The organism is Sulfurimonas hongkongensis (genome assembly GCF_000445475.1).
GTDB lineage: Bacteria > Campylobacterota > Campylobacteria > Campylobacterales > Sulfurimonadaceae > Sulfurimonas > Sulfurimonas hongkongensis.
The window spans coordinates 261,207-275,431 of sequence record NZ_AUPZ01000007.1 but is presented as its reverse complement, the minus strand read 5'-3'; the positions used below and the strand labels follow the sequence as shown (position 1 = coordinate 275,431).

18 protein-coding genes and 1 pseudogene are annotated in these 14,225 nt (G+C 34.9%); all 19 read right to left on the bottom strand.

Features of this window, described 5'->3' with window-relative positions; translation table 11 throughout:
* Positions 1-632: 632 nt before the first annotated feature.
* Positions 633-992, bottom strand: coding sequence for a 50S ribosomal protein L19 (gene rplS / locus M947_RS18595; protein WP_021287622.1), 360 nt, complete (start codon positions 990-992; stop codon positions 633-635).
* 87 nt (positions 993-1,079) lie between these two features.
* Positions 1,080-1,775 (bottom strand): tRNA (guanosine(37)-N1)-methyltransferase TrmD, encoded by a 696-nt coding sequence (gene trmD, locus M947_RS18590; RefSeq protein ID WP_021287621.1) that lies wholly within the window; start codon positions 1,773-1,775, stop codon positions 1,080-1,082.
* A complete protein-coding gene (rimM, locus tag M947_RS18585) occupies positions 1,776-2,339 on the bottom strand; it encodes a ribosome maturation factor RimM (RefSeq protein WP_245541252.1) in 564 nt (187 codons plus the stop codon).
* Complete coding sequence (locus tag M947_RS18580) at positions 2,302-2,538, bottom strand: KH domain-containing protein (RefSeq protein WP_021287619.1); 237 nt, start codon at positions 2,536-2,538, stop codon at positions 2,302-2,304. Before M947_RS18580 ends, rimM begins: the two co-directional genes overlap by 38 nt.
* A 2-nt stretch (positions 2,539-2,540) precedes the next feature.
* Complete coding sequence (gene rpsP, locus M947_RS18575; protein ID WP_021287618.1) at positions 2,541-2,768, bottom strand: 30S ribosomal protein S16; 228 nt, start codon at positions 2,766-2,768, stop codon at positions 2,541-2,543.
* A 209-nt stretch (positions 2,769-2,977) separates the two neighbouring features.
* A complete protein-coding gene (gene ffh, locus M947_RS18570) occupies positions 2,978-4,336 on the bottom strand; it encodes a signal recognition particle protein (RefSeq protein ID WP_021287617.1) in 1,359 nt (452 codons plus the stop codon).
* A 75-nt stretch (positions 4,337-4,411) separates the two neighbouring features.
* Entirely contained in the window at positions 4,412-4,693 is a 282-nt protein-coding gene (locus M947_RS18565; protein ID WP_031347991.1) for a GIY-YIG nuclease family protein, read from the bottom strand.
* 7 nt (positions 4,694-4,700) lie between these two features.
* Complete coding sequence (locus M947_RS18560) at positions 4,701-5,435, bottom strand: pseudouridine synthase family protein (RefSeq protein ID WP_021287615.1); 735 nt, start codon at positions 5,433-5,435, stop codon at positions 4,701-4,703.
* Between the two features lie 104 nt (positions 5,436-5,539).
* Positions 5,540-5,626, bottom strand: a pseudogene (gene tilS, locus M947_RS23855) (tRNA lysidine(34) synthetase TilS); the annotation flags it as partial.
* 81 nt (positions 5,627-5,707) lie between these two features.
* On the bottom strand, positions 5,708-6,874 hold the full coding sequence (gene waaA / locus M947_RS18555; RefSeq protein ID WP_021287614.1) for a lipid IV(A) 3-deoxy-D-manno-octulosonic acid transferase: 1,167 nt from the start codon (positions 6,872-6,874) through the stop codon (positions 5,708-5,710).
* A 3-nt stretch (positions 6,875-6,877) separates the two neighbouring features.
* Positions 6,878-7,594 (bottom strand): zinc ribbon domain-containing protein, encoded by a 717-nt coding sequence (locus tag M947_RS18550; RefSeq protein ID WP_021287613.1) that lies wholly within the window; start codon positions 7,592-7,594, stop codon positions 6,878-6,880.
* Between the two features lie 15 nt (positions 7,595-7,609).
* On the bottom strand, positions 7,610-8,332 hold the full coding sequence (locus M947_RS18545) for a Nif3-like dinuclear metal center hexameric protein (RefSeq protein ID WP_021287612.1): 723 nt from the start codon (positions 8,330-8,332) through the stop codon (positions 7,610-7,612).
* Positions 8,333-8,935 carry a tetratricopeptide repeat protein gene (locus M947_RS18540; RefSeq protein ID WP_021287611.1) on the bottom strand — a complete coding sequence of 201 codons (603 nt, stop codon included), beginning with the start codon at positions 8,933-8,935 and terminating at the stop codon, positions 8,333-8,335. It abuts the gene before it with no gap.
* A gap of 16 nt (positions 8,936-8,951) precedes the next feature.
* Complete coding sequence (gene pgp3 / locus M947_RS18535; protein WP_021287610.1) at positions 8,952-9,806, bottom strand: peptidoglycan metallopeptidase Pgp3; 855 nt, start codon at positions 9,804-9,806, stop codon at positions 8,952-8,954.
* Entirely contained in the window at positions 9,803-10,258 is a 456-nt protein-coding gene (smpB, locus tag M947_RS18530; RefSeq protein WP_021287609.1) for an SsrA-binding protein SmpB, read from the bottom strand. Before smpB ends, pgp3 begins: the two co-directional genes overlap by 4 nt.
* Before the next feature lie 58 nt (positions 10,259-10,316).
* Entirely contained in the window at positions 10,317-11,099 is a 783-nt protein-coding gene (locus tag M947_RS18525; protein WP_021287608.1) for a 4-(cytidine 5'-diphospho)-2-C-methyl-D-erythritol kinase, read from the bottom strand.
* A gap of 4 nt (positions 11,100-11,103) precedes the next feature.
* Positions 11,104-11,334: a carbon storage regulator CsrA gene (csrA, locus tag M947_RS18520; protein WP_021287607.1), complete on the bottom strand. Its 231-nt coding sequence runs from the start codon at positions 11,332-11,334 to the stop codon at positions 11,104-11,106.
* Positions 11,328-12,152, bottom strand: a complete 825-nt coding sequence (truB, locus tag M947_RS18515) for a tRNA pseudouridine(55) synthase TruB (protein WP_021287606.1) — start codon at positions 12,150-12,152, stop codon at positions 11,328-11,330. Before truB ends, csrA begins: the two co-directional genes overlap by 7 nt.
* On the bottom strand, positions 12,149-14,200 hold the full coding sequence (locus tag M947_RS18510) for an ATP-dependent helicase (protein ID WP_021287605.1): 2,052 nt from the start codon (positions 14,198-14,200) through the stop codon (positions 12,149-12,151). Before M947_RS18510 ends, truB begins: the two co-directional genes overlap by 4 nt.
* Between the last annotated feature and the right edge of the window lie 25 nt (positions 14,201-14,225).

The window sequence follows — 14,225 nt, the reverse complement described above, 5'->3', positions numbered from 1 at the left end:
GGGAATTATAGGAGGATGTTGCTTAATAGTTTCTTAAAATATAGGGAAGTTTTTTATTTGTTTTTGCTCTGTAGTTTTTTGCTTAACTCTAGTGATACTGGTTCACTAAAATTTGGTACCTCATCATAAGAAAAAACTGCATAATACTTGTCAATATTGATATCTCTAAAATTATCATAAGTATTATTGTCTATTCTCTCATAGAGTTTCTATCCATATATATGGCGAGCATGGAACCTTATAAGGTTTTTTTGTTTTTTAATATAGTTAATAACAAGAAAAAGTCTTTGTATCCATAAAAGTAACATCTTGATTTTTAAGAGTGTTTTTTGCTCAGCACTATAAGTTTAACCTTTTTCTCAACTCATGTTTTTCTCCATTAATTTCATATTATTTTAACGATTTTAGAAATTAACTTAACTGAATTTATGTCTTAATATTAAGGCCATTATAATCAACGCCAGTTTTATTTTTTGTAAAAGAGTTTATGTTTACTATTTTGCGTAGTGACCTAAATAGCTCATTGTACTACTAGTTTTTATGCTAAAGTAGAATGATTGTACTATATGTTTGCGTATAAAAAGAGTTGTAATATTTATAAGAAGATTTAAAAAGTGTGGGGACTTAGAAGATTATTTTCTTCTAAGTTCTTTAATGCGAGCTTTTTTACCAGCAAGATCACGAAGATAAAATAGTTTCGCACGACGGACACGACCGCGACGAATAACTGTTATCTCATTGATAGAGTCAGTATATAGTGGAAAGATTCTCTCTATACCAACACCGTTAGCTCCTATTTTACGGACTGTTACAGTTTGACCTGTTCCTTGTCCTCTTTTTGCAATACAGACGCCCTCGTAGTTTTGTATACGAGATTTATCACCCTCTTTAATCGTTACTGCCAAACGAACAGTATCACCAGCACGAAAGTCAGGAATATTTTTCTCTGCTACTTGTGCTTTTTCAAAGTTTTCTATGTACTTATTTCTCATAAGCTAATTCCTTAATTTTATTTCATAAAATGAAGGAAACCTTCATTTATTTAAAACGATGATAGAAATAATTCCATCATCTAAGCACTAGTGCGACTGCGTTCTGTGCTTTAAAAGCTGCTCTGGTCTAAAGAATTTGGTCTTGCATTCAGACAGGGCTAATTTTAGTGAGCGAATTTTACTGTGATTTCCCTTTAAATATTCTGATGAGACGAAAAAACCCCTAAAATTTTGTGGTTTAGAAAAAGATGGTGCTTCTAAAAGAGGAGTCTCAAAACTCTCAATATCTAAAGACTCACAATTGCCGAGTACTCCATCAACATTTCTACTTATCGCATCACACATCACAAGAGAGGCAAGCTCTCCACCTGTTAAGATATAGTCTCCTATGGAGAAGACTTCATCTGCAAATTCTTCTATAACTCTCTCATCAATCCCCTCATATCTTCCACTCACAAAGGCTATATGGGATTTTTTAGAGAGCCTTTTAGCATCATTTTGTACAAAAGGTTTAGCTACAGGAGTTAAAAAAACTATATGAACATTTTCATCCTGTTCTTTCAAATCTGATAGTGCATCAAAGAGTGGTTGAGGGTTCATAACCATTCCAGCCCCACCGCCAGCTGCACTGTCATCTACTTTATTGTGCTTGTTATCACTAAACTCTCTAGGATTTAGGTAGTTTATGTTAATGATGTTTTTTTCTATCGCTCGCTTTAGTATTGAGTCACTAAAGTAACCTTCTACTATGTTTTTAAAAAGCGTTACAAAAGTAAAGTTCATCTATGATGCTTCTAAAATATCCACCGCACCATCTACGACAATGATCTTTTTATCAATATCTGTACTTATAACAAATGGCTTGTGAAATGGAATCAAAAAACTCTTTACATGTCCAGCATCTAAAAGCTCCTTAGATGTTTTTACAAAGAGATAATTGCTTATTGTAATCCTCTGAACTTCATCGACAAGACCTAATAGTTTGCCATTCTCATAAACCCCACAACCCTCTAAATCGAACCAAAAATATTCTCCATCTTCTAAGCGGCAGTTTTTTCTTGTCTCTTCTCTAGTAGTATAGAGTTTTATATTTGTAAATTTCTTTGCATCCTCAACACTATTTACACCAGCTATTTTTATAAGCCCTTTTTCATGGTTTACTTCACTTAGAGTAAGAGAAGAGTTTTTATTTGTTAAAAAGGTAGTGTTTTTTTGAAATTGCTCAGGGAAGTCTGAGTGGTCATGAAACTTCATCTCGCCTTTTATACCGACAGTTTTGCCGATTGTAGCGATATGAAGTCTAGGTTCTTTAAACTGGTTCGACATTGATTTTATAGCTAACGCCATCTTTTGCTTTGCAGCCAGAGATGACTGTTTTTATAGCACCAATCATCTTACCTTCTTTGCCAATAAGTTTACCTACATCAGCTTGGTTGGCATAAAGAACTATCTCAGTTATTTCATCGCCTTGTTTTGTTTGTACTTTTATATCTTCTGGATAGGTAGCTATAAGTTTTGCAAACTCTGCGACAAAATCACAAATCATAATTAACGACCAGTTATCTTTTTAACACGGTCACTCATTTGAGCACCGACACTAATCCAATAGTCAAGTCTTTCATTGTCAACAACTAAAGTCTTTTCATCATTCATTGGGTTATAGTGTCCGATTAACTCGATCCAACCACCATCTCTTCTTTTGCGACTATCTGTTACCGCTATACGATAAAATGGTTGTTTTTTTCTTCCCATACGAGTAAGTCTAATTACTGTCATATTTTGTTCCTTATGTTATGTTTTAATTTTTTTGGAGGTTTTTGCAGAATAAAATATACAAAGAAGTAGTTTTATTGTGCCTCTTACCGCCGTTATTTGGCGTCTTATATCTTAAAATATTTTCAAGATACCTTCTAATCACAGAGGGATTATTTCAGAAGTTATTACGATGGCGAAATTATAGCGAGTCATAACTTAAATGTAAAGCTTTATCTAGGTAATCCTGCCATACCGCCAGGACCACCGCCCATCTGACCCATCATAGCTTGGAGATCTTTCATTCCGTTTTTACCAGAAAACTTCTTTGCCATTTTTCCAGCATTTTTAAACTGTTTTATCATACGGTTAATCTCTACTATCTCTAAACCACAACCTTTTGCGATTCTTCCCTTACGAGAGTTATTAAGCAAATCTGGATTTTCTCTCTCTTTTGGTGTCATAGATGAAACCATTGATTTAATATTTTTGAGTTCGCTTGAATTTTCCATGTCAAAGTCTTTTAGAGCTTTTGACATATTGCCCATACCTGGAATCATTCCCATAAGGGACTTCATGCTACCCATTTTCTTCATACTCTCCATCTGTTCTAAAAAGTCATTGAAGTTAAACTTGCCTTTTTGTATCTTCTTTGTAAGTTTTTTAGCCTGCTTTTCATCAATAGCACCAGCAGTTTTCTCAGCTAAGCCCTCGATATCTCCAAAACCCATCAGACGGTTTATAACACGTTCTGGCAAAAAGACTTCCAAGTCTTGCATCTTCTCACCACTTCCGATAAAACGAAGTGGAACCTTAACCTGAGATGAGAGTCCTAAAGCTACACCACCTTTTGAATCTCCATCATATTTTGAGAGTATGACACCATCGATACCGATTTTTTCTTTAAAGGTAGTTGCAGTCTTAACTGCATCTTGACCTGTCATTGAGTCTGCTACATAGAAAATTTCGCTTGGGTTTGCAGCGTCTTTTACACATTTAAGCTCATCCATCAGTTCTTCATCGATAGCTAAACGACCAGCTGTATCAATAAGAACTACATCATAGATGCCACTTTTTGCTTTTTTAAGTGCCCCACTTACAACTTCTACAGGATTTTTAGTAGTCTCATCTTCATACAACTCTACATCTATTTGAGTTGTGATTTGACGAAGTTGTTCAACAGCTGCAAGTCTTTGCAGGTCGGCTGCAACTATAAGAACTTTTTTTTGTTTTGATTTTAAGTAGTGAGCTAACTTACCAGTAGTAGTTGTTTTTCCTGAACCTTGAAGTCCTGTCATAAGTATTACAGTTGGTGGATTTGGTGCAAAAACAAAACCTTTGTTCCCGCCTACTTCTAAAAGTTTGTGTAGAGTAGTTCTTAGAGCTTCAAGAAATTGATCTTTTCCTATCTCGCCCTTTCTTGTTTCTATGCCAACTTCATCTATAAGTTGCTTTACAACTTTATGGTTTACATCTGCTTTTAAAAGTGATTTTTTTAGCTCAACTAAAGCTTTTGAGAGAGCTTTTTCATCATCAAATGTGCGTATCTTTTTTATCGCTGTAGTAAAAGAGTTAGTTAGTGTATCAAACATAAAATGCCTCATTGTTCTTTATATAATTTTGGCGATTATAGCGAATTAGGACTTTTGGTTTATTTAAGGATATCTCTAAATACCCTTAACTTTTCCTGCACCAGAGATTAGTTCCAATTTCTTACTACGAGTAAGTTGTTTTATAGCGTATTCTCTTTGCATCGCATGGACTTTATCATCACAACTCTCAAAGTAAACTAATTCTACTGGTCTTTTTGCTCTTGTATATTTTGCACCAAGACTTGAAGTGTTATGCTCTTTAAGCCTTCTTTTTAAATCTGTTGTAACTCCAGTGTAGAGCGTGCTATCTGAGCATTTCAAAATGTAGACCTTCCAAGAGAGATTTTTCCCAGTCATATCAGTCTTATTCAAAATCTATAAAAACCTTAGGCTCAGGGGCAATAAACTCCAGCCCTAAAAGTCTAACTTTATAAGCGTGAAGCATCACTCTTTTTGCTCGTCTTCCGCCGTACTGTTCATCTCCGATGATTGAGTGGTCGATATAGCGAAGATGCGTTCTTATCTGATGTGTTCTTCCATGATGGATAACACAGTTTATCTTTGTTTTATTTGCACTAACTAAGTCTGGAGTTATCTCCGTTCTTGCGGGTTTTCCTTTAGATGAGACATTTGAGTAGGCTTTATTATTTTTTTTCTGTGTCAAAATTGGTTTATCAACCTCAATAGGTTCGCTAATAATACCCTCAACCCATGCAATATACTCTTTATAAACATTGTCTTTTTTAAACTCTTTTATTGCTTTTTGTCTAAACTCTTCGTTTTTTACAAGCATCAAAACGCCACTTGTCTCGCGGTCAAGTCTGTGAAGCAAAACCGCTGGCCTAAACTGCCTCTCTATCTCATCTGAGTTTACAAATGCAGGTTTATCTATAACAATAATATCATCGTTTTCAAAAATAGGTTTAGCTTTTTCAACCTTTTGAACCCTAAAAATTGTTTTTTTATCTAACTCTCCACGAGCTATTACAACTTTACTATTTCCCACATAAACTAAACCACGGTCAATCATAGATTTCGCTTGAGAATTTGAGATACCCTCTTGCATTGCCAATATTTTATACGCTTTTTCTTTAGCCAAAATTTTATTCCTTAATTTATTTCATAAATGAAGGAGACCCTTCACTCTATTTTGTCACGGTATCGGAAGTAATCCCGCTACCTACGCTAATACCCCAAGGGTACTTAGTCGGGCGCGCTTGGTTTCCTTCGGCGGGAAGCCCTCGGCACTTGTGCCTCTTTAAATAGTTTCTTAAACATCTTGGAACCGCGAACTTGTTCGGGGCTTTAGGCTTAAAAGACACACCAGCCTCAAGCAAGTTTAGGCTTCCAAAAAAACCACTAACTAACAACCTATACTTCTAAAATTTTCTTTACTACAGGTTCTAAGTCTATTTTCTCTTCTACCATTGATGGTGGTAGATCTTTTGCTGCCATTAGTGCTTTGTGAATCTCATCACTCTCAACATACTGAACATGATGTACATACTTATAAAGCTCTTTTTGGTCATGAAAATGTTTACCTGTTATAATTTTACATCCAAAAAAAGCAGGTTCAAGCGGGTTGTGTCCACCTATATCTTCTCTAAAAGCACCGCCAACTATAGCTATGTCTGAGATATTGTAGATATTGTTTAACTCTCCCATTGCATCCATTAAGACAATCTCGGCATCAAAGTTTTTAGTCTCTGAAAACTGAGATAGAGTAAAAGAATTCTCTTTTGCGTATCTCTTTAACAGTTCATAAACACTAAGAAATCTCTCAGGATGTCTAGGAACTACTATAAGCTTTGCATCTACTTGTTTTTTATACTCAAGAAATGACTTTAAAACCGACTCTTCTTCGCCCGCATGAGTACTAGCTGCAACTATGGTCTCTTGAAGTGGTTTTTCATACTCTTTAGTTTTACTAATCTTGCCAGCTAGTTTTATGTTTCCAATCACCTCTATATTTTTAGCTCCTAGTGCTAAAAAACGGTTTTTATCAACTTCACTTTGTGCATATATAATCTCAACATTTGATAAAAGTCTTTTATAAAACCATGCAAATTGAAGATATTTTTTCACGCTCTTATCTGAGATGCGAGCATTTAACATCACAACTCTAGTTCCACTTCTTCTAGCTGCCACAAAAAGCATATACCAAAATTCAGCTTCTAGCACCACCAAAAGTTTTTGCTTTTTTATCCAAAATGGTAAAAACATCTCATAGGGTAAGAATCTTACCTCAGCCTTATATTTTTTTGCCTCATTTTGACCCGTTTGTGTGATAGTTGTTATCTTTATATCTTGTGCTTTGACAAGCTCTAAGATAGGTTTTAGTGCCTTTGCTTCACCTAGTGAACAGACATGAAACCAAATGCCATCTTCTTTTTCAAATCTTTTGTTATTAAAGAGAAAAAATCGTGCTGGAATTGACTTTTTGTATTTTCGCTTAAAAGAGAGATAGACTAAGAGTGGCAATGCTATGAGATATAGCACCACGCTTAGAACATAATAAAGAAGAGAAAAAGGGTTCAAGCCCTACTCGTTAGTTGATTCTTCTATGTGTAAGATTCGACCACAGTGAGGACAAGTAATAATCTCCTCAGCTTTGATAACATCAGCTAAAATCTTATCACTAAGTAGCATATTACAACCCATACAAGCGTTATCTTCTACTTTTACAACTGTAGAATTTTTAGCCCAACGACGGATTTTTTGATAAAATGCTAAACCTTTTTGGTTTGTGCTAGAGAGAAGTTTCTCTTTTTGAACAAACACCTCTTGTCTCTCTTTGTTGATTACTTTTAGTTTTTCATCAACCTCAGCTTTTACAGACTCTAAGTTTGAATCTATCTCTGCTAAAGATGCCTTTGCAGCTTCAACTTGCTCTTTTTTTGAACTGATAATTCTCTCAAGTCTTTCAATCTCTTCATTAGCAAATGATATTTGTTCTTTTGCTATCTCTTCTTCTAGTTGAAGAGATTTCATCTCTCTCTCAGTCTTTACTTCAGAACTTTTTTTAGTGTTTTCTTGAAGTTTAGCAGAGAGCTCTTTTAAGTGAAGTTCGTTTTTTTGTCTTTTTAACTCTTCTGCTTTTATTTCATTGCTTAAATTTTCAATATCGGTATCAATACTCTGTTTTTTTGCAAGTGCAGCTTCATATTTAGAGTTAGCCTCTTCTATCTGAGGTTCAAAAGCATCAATCTCTTTATCTATAAAAGATAGGTCTATTAGTTGTTTAAGATGCTGGTTCATTGGTCTCCTTTTGGATTAAATATATGTGAACGGGTTCTTAGATGATGAAATTATAGCTTCTAAACCTAAAATTTTCAAATGCTCGTGTAAAATTTGTGCAAAAAAGCGCTCGCTCTCAAAATGTCCTATGTCAATAAGCGAGAGGTTTATACTCATAGCCTCCATAGCATCGTGATATTTTACATCTCCAGTTAAAAAACAGTCAGCGTCTATGGACTTTAAAAGTGAGCATCCTGAACCTGTTGTAAGAGCTACTCTTTTTACCCTTTGTGAACTTTTTACACATTTTGCATGTGGAAGTCCAAAAGCAAGAGCTACTTTTTTTGCAAAACCATCAAAATCTTCATCAACATCAAGATAGGCGACAAAACCATCCTTTTGCGCTATTTCGTAACCTAAAATCTGGGTTGCTACATACTCATTTAGATGTGTTTGGTCAAAGTTTGTATGCATCGCGATATTTGAGATATTTTTTTGTATCATTTTTTGGATGAGATTTGCAGGATATTTACTAAACTCTAACTGCTTTAGTCCACCAAAGATAAGAGGATGATGAGTTATAAGAAGTGTGCCCTCTTGCATTGTGTCTATCAAGTCCTCATCAACATCAATACTTAGCATTATTGTTTTAACCTCTTGATTAAAATCTCCTAAAAGAAGCCCTGAGTTATCCCAAGGCTCTTGAAGTTCAAAAGGCGATAAGTTATCTAAAAAATCATATATTTGCGATATTTTCATCTAAAGCTTCTCCAATTCTTCTCTTGCCTCTGTAAAGTCTCCATCAAGCTCTAGTGCCTTTTTATACATCCCTTTTGCCTCATCAATATGTTTCATATCTACCAAGAGATTTCCAAAATTATAGTAAGTGATAGGGTTTGCATCATCAAGTGCTAGAGATGCTTCAAGATGCAGTTTGGCAGAGGCATATTCACCTCTTGCTCTGTATACAGATGCCATAGAATTGTGGATAAATTCATTGTTTTTATCTACCTCAAGAGCTTCTTTGTAGTAGTTTAGTGCCTCTTCATTATCATCTATTTGTTGAGAAATATAGCCGAGCTTAAAAAGAGTATCTGAGTTGTTTGGCTCTTTTGCATTGGCTTCTATAAGCAAAGCTAATGCTTTTTGATAATCTTTTTGCTCATAAGCTTCATCTGCTTTTTCTATCAAAGCCTCTGGGTCAAATGGTGAGAATGTTTTAGCAGTTTTTTGCTCGCCTTGGTTTGTGTTGCTTATGTTATCTCTCTTTTCTTCTGGCTCTTGAAGCGTTTGAACATGTTGAAATATTTTAAATGCGAAAAAGCCAGAAGCTAGTAACATTAAGAGTTGTAGTGTTGTCATAAGTATATTTTACCTTTTAAAATAGATTTTTGTTTAGTAGTTCTATAAGCTGTAGCGGGTCAACTTGCTCTGATGCCACTCTAGCACTAAAATGAAGATGTGGACCTGTCACTCTTCCACTCTTTCCTGATAAACCAATAGTCTCGCCTCTCTTTACTTCTTGACCTCTTTTCACATCAAATTTACTCATATGAAAATAACAAGTATAGATGCCATGTCCATGGTCGATGATAACGCTTCCTCCTGAGTAAAACCTATCCTTAACTAAAGCTACTACTCCATCATTACTAGCTACAATCGGAGTTCCAACACTTGCTCTATAGTCAGTTCCACTATGATAACCTTTTAAGGTATCATTATAGATTCTAGCCTTTCCAAACTCGCTAGTTATTTTACTTTGCATTGGGGCTATAAACTCAGAGGTGATGTAGCTTTTTGGGGTTGAAGTATTGTAAACTTTCATAGCCTCTACATACTCTTTTTCTGCTCTTTTTTTATCTTTTTGGCTTAATGTGACTTTTGATTGTTGTACTTTTAATGTCTCTTTTTTGTAAAACCCATCTTTTACTTCTAAGGCTACTGTCTTGCTCATCTCTTTTGCATCTTGCTTATAAAGTAGTTTAATAGTTTTTTTAGATGGCTTTTCATAGTAGCTGATGGGAATAAGGGCGTAATATTTTTTTGCATCTAATGGATGTTCATAAACTTTGTACTCTTTTTTATCTAATATAAGTTTTTCATACAAAATTCCATCTTTTTTTTCAAACTCTAAAAGTGCTGTTTTTCCATTTGCAACACTTTTTTGGGACATCTCTATATGTAAAGAGAAAAGCGTAGAAGCAAAGAGTATAAAAAATATCAGATATCTCATTTATACTCCTTAATGGCTCTTTGCACATCTCTTTTCATATCTTTTTGCTTTAAATCTTCTCTTTTGTCATGAAGCTGTTTACCTTTTGCAATGGCAATTTGAATCTTTACTATATTCCTTGCATTGAAGTAAAGCTGTAGAGGAACTATCGTATAGCCATCTCTCTCTACTGCTTTTCTCATCTTTTCTATCTCTTTTTTATGTAAAAGTAGTTTTCTATTTCCTCTCTCTTCATGAGTATAGTAGTGATGGGTAGTCTCTAGTCTTCCTATATGAGCGTTAAAGAGGTAAGCTTCACCCTTTACAAAACGAATAAAACTATCTTTTAGATTTACTCTATTTGCACGAATGCCTTTTACTTCACTTCCACTAAGAACCAAACCTGCTTCAAATTTCTCTTCTAAAAAGTAATCAAAATAGGCTTTTTTATTTTTTGCTATGGTTTCGCCCATAATTAACTTTCCTTATTCAAATTATTTTAATAACATCTTATCATTTCTTCTTAAAGCTTTAGATTAGGCTTTTTTCTTTTACCCTAAAAAAACTACTTCCACTCCCACTAAAATACCATCCTGCTCTATAATGCTCTTTTAACTCTTTATACTCTTGCATCGCTGGTTTAAAAAGGTCATTTGCCTCATCTATGCTCATACTCTCTAAGATTTCTAATGAACTTTTATTTTTTAGCTCATAAGTCTCAAATCCGTCTAGGGGTGAGTAAAAGTTTTCTCTGTAACTCTTGTAAACTATTGGGGTGCTAATCTCTACTTTTGGAGTATATATCTCAAACTCTAAGATATCTTCTTTAAACTCTTGCACAATTTCGCCAACACCGCTAACATTTGCACTATCATATCCATAAACAAAAAAAGCTACATCAGCACCAACATTAGCACCTATCTTTGCTAGTTCGTTATTGCTAAGTCCAAGATGCAACACTTCATTACACATCTTAAGATAAGTTGCAGCATCACTACTTCCACCGCCAAGTCCTGCAAAAGCTGGAATATTTTTCTCTACTTTTATAGCATAAGTTTGCATTAGTTTTTCTAGTGACTCTGAAGACGTTGCATCCAGTAGAGCTTTATAGGCTTTATATATGGTGTTTTGCTCTATAGTACAAGAAAAATCGCCTATTATTTCAAAAGTATCTTTAGTCTTAGGAGCAAATGAGAGTTCATCATAAAGAGTACCAACTCTCATAAAACGAGAGATAATCTCGTGATAGCTCTCTCTTTTTCCTGTTATTTTTAAAAAAATATTTACTTTTGCATATGCTTTGTAAATCTTCATCTTTTTACTTTTTTAAAATCTTACTAAGAGTGTCTAAGTCAGTTATGTTTTGCTCTTTTGAAGCTGCTATATTTGAGTCTTTTATATCTTCTATAAGTTCATTTCTGATGATATCTACATCTCGTGGAGCGTCAATACCAAGTTTTACCACACCCTTATCTATGGATATAATTTTTATACTTATATTGTCACCAATAATGATTGACTCATCGAGTTTTCTAGCTAATACTAACATGTGTATATCCTGCCTAGTTCATATTTAACACTTTTGTCTGCTACATTTATAACAGATATATTATCGCCATTGTCAAGCCAATAGTATCCATCATTTTGCATCTGTAAATCTTCTAAAGCAAGAACTCTTCCATATTTGAGATTATCACTATCTCCTAGGTAGAAATTTTGAGCAATATTGAGTGATTTTTTAATATCAAGAGGCTTTTCATCTTCATAAACAAACTGTCCCTCATTTAGTCTCTCTAGGGCACTAAGGCTTCCATCAGACACGCCTAATCTCTGGGCTATAATACGTCCAAGTGAGCGGATATACGTGCCCTCTGAGACTGTAGCTTCAAAAGTCACAAAGGGGTGACAATAACTTATAAGCTTTATTTCATAGATACTAGAGTTGATTTTATTAAGACTAAATTCTCTGCCAGCTCTAGCTAGGTCATAAGCTCTCTGCCCATTTATGCGTTTAGCGCTAAAAATAGGTGGCTCATACTCTAAGTCGCCTCTTAATGACTCCACAACTTCTTTAACTCTTGCCTCATCAATCTCATCTATCATGTCAACACTCTCTATCATTTCAGTGTCTAATGAAAGAGACGCAGCACCTAACCAAAGAGTAGCACGATAACTCTTTGGAGTTTTGTTTAAAAACCGAAAGAGTTTAGTATGTGAACCAAAACCGACAAGCAAAACACCTTTTGCAAAAGGGTCAAGTGTTCCTGCAAAACCTGCTTTTTTATTTTTGTATTTTCGTTTTAATTTTGAAAGAAAAAAGTTTGAGCTAGTCCCTGCAGGTTTGTAAGCTACAAAGAGTCTATTCATAGTCTCTCTACAAAAGATGCAAGTATGTCTCTTTTTGTACCTGCAAAATTTATATTTAACTTAAACTCTCGCCCACTTTTTGCCACACCAGCTACTCTGCCCGTTCCAAAGACTTTATGACGAACCAAGTCGCCCTTTTTAAAAACTGTATTTTTCTCTAGCTTTAGTGAACCCTCACAAAGTCCAGATTCATTGAAGAATCTACTCTTTTGTAAGTCACTTCTTCTTCCTTTGTAAAATCTACTTAGTGCATGGGAGAGTGTAAGGGTCTCTTTTGCTCTTGTAAAAGAGACATAACCTAAACGTCTCTCTTCTTCTAAGTCGCTTCCATCGCCCACAAGAGGCAAAAAGCCCTCTTCAAGCCCTATGATAAAGATATGGTCAAACTCTAAACCTTTTGAAGCGTGAATACTCATCATATAGATGCTCTCGCCCTCAACTTGATCTTGTTCACTTTGAAGAGTTAGCTCATTTAAAAACTCATCCAAACCTGATTCTGGAGACTTTTTAACAAAATCACGAAAGAGTCCATAAAACTCGTCCATATTTAAGACTCTCTCAGCCTCATCAACCATCCCTGTATAGATGTTTTTTAACTTAAATGTCTCTTCTAAAATATCTATAAACTCATAAGTTGAGTCTGTAGCGACTCTTGAGACTTCTTCGAGATTTTTTATAAACTCTTTTAGGGTTTTGGAATTTTTCTTTTTTACAAGTGCTTCAAGTTCTTCTATTGAGGCTGTTTTTATGTACTCATAGATGGATGAAGATGCCCTGTGAGCTGCAAGCTCTATCTTTTCTACACTAGCTTTTCCTAAGCCTCTCTTTGGTTTATTTACAACCCTTTTAAAAGAAAAATCATCATGAAAGTTTGTAATAATTCTGATGTAACTTATAAGGTCTTTTATCTCAGCTCTATCATAAAATCTCAATCCTCCAACGAGTTTGTAAGCTATTCTCGCACGGTTGAGTCCCTCTTCTATGGAGCGGCTTAAAACATTTACGCGGTAAAGTATCGCTATATCATTTGGCCTGACACCTGAGTCTAGAAGGTTTTTTATCTTCGCAGCTATCTTTCTTGCCTCTTCATTTTCATCATAAGAGTTAAGTATTGTCACATCCTCGCCACTGCCTCTTGTTGCTATAAGTTTTTTGCCAAGTCTTGAGCGGTTATGCTCTATAAGTGCATTAGCAACTTTGAGTATGGGCTCTTTTGAGCGGTAATTGTTTTCAAGTTTAAAGACAGAAGTACCAAGAAAATCCTCATGAAACTCCATAATATTTCGTATATTTGCACCACGCCAACCATAGATACTTTGATCATCATCTCCAACTACGCAGATATTGTTGTGAGCCGTACAAAGTTTTTGCAGCAGTTTTAATTGTAGCTCATTTGTATCTTGATACTCATCTATCATAATATAGCTATACTTTTGCGATGTAGTTTTCGCTAGATCTGGGTTTTCATCTAAAAGTCTATACGTTAAAGCTATAAGATCATCAAAATCAACTAAGTTATTCTCTTTTAGATAGGACTCATACTCTTCATAAACTTTTGCGATTTGTTGATAGTTGAAAAATTCAGCTTGTTTATAAGCATCATCTGGGGTAAGAAGTGAGTTTTTATACCTTGAAATCTCACTTGCTATTAGTGGAGTTGGTATCTCTGAGTTTATCTTTTTGATGATTCTTTTTTTATCATCTGTATCTATAACTACAAAGTTGTTTTGCCTATTTAACAGATGTATATGAAACTTTAAAAAGAGCAATCCAAACTTATGAAATGTGCAAAGAAGTGGAGGATATGATGCAGCATCGCCTATCATACTCAAAGCTCTCTCTCTCATCTCTTTTGCTGCTTTGTTTGTAAAGGTAAGCGTTAGAGTGTTTGATGCTGGGATGCCCAAGACCTGTATAAGATAAGCAAGGCGAGAAACTATAGTCGTGGTTTTGCCACTTCCTGCTCCTGCGAGTATTAGCACAGGACCCTCAGATTGTTTTACTGCTTGACTCTGAGAATCATTAAGTTTTTCAAATATTTTTTCCATCTGTTTTTGCTCTAATTTATTGTTA

Coding starts and splice junctions, on each gene's coding strand:
- rpsP (WP_021287618.1), bottom strand. CDS start 2,768: ATGACAGTAATTAGACTTACTCGTATGGGAAGAAAAAAACAACCATTT.
- trmD (WP_021287621.1), bottom strand. CDS start 1,775: ATGAACTTTACTTTTGTAACGCTTTTTAAAAACATAGTAGAAGGTTAC.
- pgp3 (WP_021287610.1), bottom strand. CDS start 9,806: ATGAGATATCTGATATTTTTTATACTCTTTGCTTCTACGCTTTTCTCT.
- M947_RS18525 (WP_021287608.1), bottom strand. CDS start 11,099: ATGAAGATTTACAAAGCATATGCAAAAGTAAATATTTTTTTAAAAATA.
- M947_RS18540 (WP_021287611.1), bottom strand. CDS start 8,935: ATGACAACACTACAACTCTTAATGTTACTAGCTTCTGGCTTTTTCGCA.
- csrA (WP_021287607.1), bottom strand. CDS start 11,334: ATGTTAGTATTAGCTAGAAAACTCGATGAGTCAATCATTATTGGTGAC.
- ffh (WP_021287617.1), bottom strand. CDS start 4,336: ATGTTTGATACACTAACTAACTCTTTTACTACAGCGATAAAAAAGATA.
- truB (WP_021287606.1), bottom strand. CDS start 12,152: ATGAATAGACTCTTTGTAGCTTACAAACCTGCAGGGACTAGCTCAAAC.
- M947_RS18510 (WP_021287605.1), bottom strand. CDS start 14,200: ATGGAAAAAATATTTGAAAAACTTAATGATTCTCAGAGTCAAGCAGTA.
- rplS (WP_021287622.1), bottom strand. CDS start 992: ATGAGAAATAAGTACATAGAAAACTTTGAAAAAGCACAAGTAGCAGAG.
- rimM (WP_245541252.1), bottom strand. CDS start 2,339: ATGGCGTTAGCTATAAAATCAATGTCGAACCAGTTTAAAGAACCTAGA.
- M947_RS18580 (WP_021287619.1), bottom strand. CDS start 2,538: ATGATTTGTGATTTTGTCGCAGAGTTTGCAAAACTTATAGCTACCTAT.
- M947_RS18545 (WP_021287612.1), bottom strand. CDS start 8,332: ATGAAAATATCGCAAATATATGATTTTTTAGATAACTTATCGCCTTTT.
- M947_RS18550 (WP_021287613.1), bottom strand. CDS start 7,594: ATGAACCAGCATCTTAAACAACTAATAGACCTATCTTTTATAGATAAA.
- M947_RS18565 (WP_031347991.1), bottom strand. CDS start 4,693: ATGACTGGGAAAAATCTCTCTTGGAAGGTCTACATTTTGAAATGCTCA.
- smpB (WP_021287609.1), bottom strand. CDS start 10,258: ATGGGCGAAACCATAGCAAAAAATAAAAAAGCCTATTTTGATTACTTT.